This window comes from uncultured Mucilaginibacter sp., assembly GCF_937859865.1.
Taxonomy (GTDB): domain Bacteria; phylum Bacteroidota; class Bacteroidia; order Sphingobacteriales; family Sphingobacteriaceae; genus Mucilaginibacter_A.
In genome coordinates this window covers 1-1,848 of the sequence record NZ_CALMAT010000057.1, presented here as the reverse complement: position 1 = coordinate 1,848, position 1,848 = coordinate 1, and the positions used below count along the sequence as shown (strand labels likewise).

Annotated in this window: 2 protein-coding genes and 1 pseudogene; 2 read left to right on the top strand and 1 reads right to left on the bottom strand. The window is 44.6% G+C overall.

Going from position 1 to position 1,848, the window contains the following annotated elements; genetic code table 11:
• Window positions 1-407, top strand: a 407-nt coding sequence (locus Q0192_RS06275) for a DHHA1 domain-containing protein (RefSeq protein ID WP_299287746.1), incomplete at its 5' end; no start/stop codon positions are given.
• A 65-nt stretch (window positions 408-472) separates the two neighbouring features.
• Here Q0192_RS06275 and Q0192_RS06270 read toward each other — a convergent pair.
• Window positions 473-1,144, bottom strand: a complete 672-nt coding sequence (locus Q0192_RS06270; protein ID WP_299287744.1) for a hypothetical protein — start codon at window positions 1,142-1,144, stop codon at window positions 473-475.
• A gap of 217 nt (window positions 1,145-1,361) precedes the next feature.
• Between Q0192_RS06270 and gatB the strand changes: the two are divergent.
• Window positions 1,362-1,848, top strand: a pseudogene (gene gatB, locus Q0192_RS06265) (Asp-tRNA(Asn)/Glu-tRNA(Gln) amidotransferase GatCAB subunit B); the annotation flags it as partial.

The window sequence follows — 1,848 nt, the reverse complement described above, 5'->3', positions numbered from 1 at the left end:
AAAAAGAAGCAGAAAAAGCGGTGCTGGATAAAGTTGCTGTCATGAAAAAAGAACTCGCTGCAAAGCATGCTTCTTTTAATGGCATAAATTTCATTTCCGAAGAAGTAGAACTGCCCAATGCAGAAGCTTTAAAAAGCCTGGCATATCAAACCAAAGATATTGTTGCCAACTTGGTTTTGGTTTTAGGTGCTGTTATCGACGGAAAACCAAATTTAACCGTGATGCTTTCCGAAAACTTGGTGAAAGAAAAAGGTTTGGATGCGCGCGCCATCATTAAAGAACTGGCCAAAGAAATACAAGGCGGCGGCGGCGGCCAGCCTTTTTATGCAACAGCAGGCGGAAAAAACGCAGCGGGATTAAAAGCGGCCATCGAAAAAGCAAAAACATTTATCTCTGCACAAATCTGAAAAAAACAGGCATAAAAGAAGCATCCCAAGTATTTCGGGATGCTTCTTTTATCGGCTAAATTTTGTTAATGATGACCGCGATCGTCGTGGCCTCCGTCATATCCGCCTTGACGGCCTTGTCCGTGGTCATCGTGTCCGCCGCCGTATCCGCCTTGGCGGCCATCACCTTGTCCGTGGTTATCATGGCCGCCACCGTTAAATTGTCCTTGCGGCCTCCCTTGATTCGGGTTTCCTTGATTTTGATTTCCTCCGGGATGGTTATAACCGCCGCCATTGTTACCACGTCGATTAATATTCACGTTGTTTGTCCGGTTGATAGTTACATTATTGGTTCGGTTTATAACCGTACGGCTTTCGCGTAGCATTGGCTGGCGTGCACCGCTCCAGTTGCGGTAACGGCCATAAGCAACACGGTCCCTGGAAAAGTTTAGATATGGTTTTGGACGGTTGACCACTACTTTGTAACCGGAATACAAATCGTATCCGCGGTAACGCGGCGGCAAACTATTGGCAAAAATCCACTGTCCGCCATCCTGGTAAATATATTGCCCGGTAGCTACATCGTAATAAGATTCTATGTCCGGCAAATAATAATAATCCACATGGTTATAACCGGTTGGCCCCCATGCCGGCTGGCGGCCAATATTGATGTTAAGGCTAACTTGTGCCTGGGCAAAGGCATGCAACGATAAAACCATTACGCCGGCCAGTACCATTTTTAAAATTGTCTTTTTCATGATTGTTGAAGTATCTACGCAAGTTAAACGTAAAGCAAAGGCTGGGGTTTAAGTGATACGCGTAACAGTTTCATTACTGCTTTTATCTGTTAAAATAGCAAATTTGGATTTGGCTGAAACCTGTTTTGTACAATCAGCGGCAAACAAAACCAGGGTGGCTTAATCCAAAATAATTGATAGTTTTACAACTTTAAACTAAAAATACAGCATTCTGTAAATGACGATCGAAACAGCCCAGTTGCAGGCAGGATATGAAGTAGTTATCGGACTGGAAGTTCACGCACAATTAGCCACGGCAAGTAAAGCCTTTTGTTCAGATTCGGCCGCTTTTGGTGCTAAACCCAACCGGCACGTCAGTCCGGTTTCTTTAGGCCATCCCGGCACGTTGCCTTTCATCAACAAAAAACATATTGAGTTTGCGGTAAAACTGGGTTTGGCCACGCATTGCCAAATCAGGAACTATAACTTTTTCGACCGCAAAAATTATTTTTATGCGGATTTGCCCAAAGGTTATCAAATTACACAAGATGCGGCCGCGATTTGCTTTGATGGATTTATAGGCATAAAAACAGTATCTGGGCAAAAGCAAATCCGCTTGAACCGAATCCACATGGAAGAAGATGCCGGCAAAAGCATCCACGATTTGGACGAAGCGAACACGCTGATTGATTTAAACCGCGCGGGCGTGCCACTGCTCGAAATTG

Excerpts from the sequence above, each read along its gene's own strand:
- Q0192_RS06270 (WP_299287744.1), bottom strand. The coding sequence starts at position 1,144 with ATGAAAAAGACAATTTTAAAAATGGTACTGGCCGGCGTAATGGTTTTA.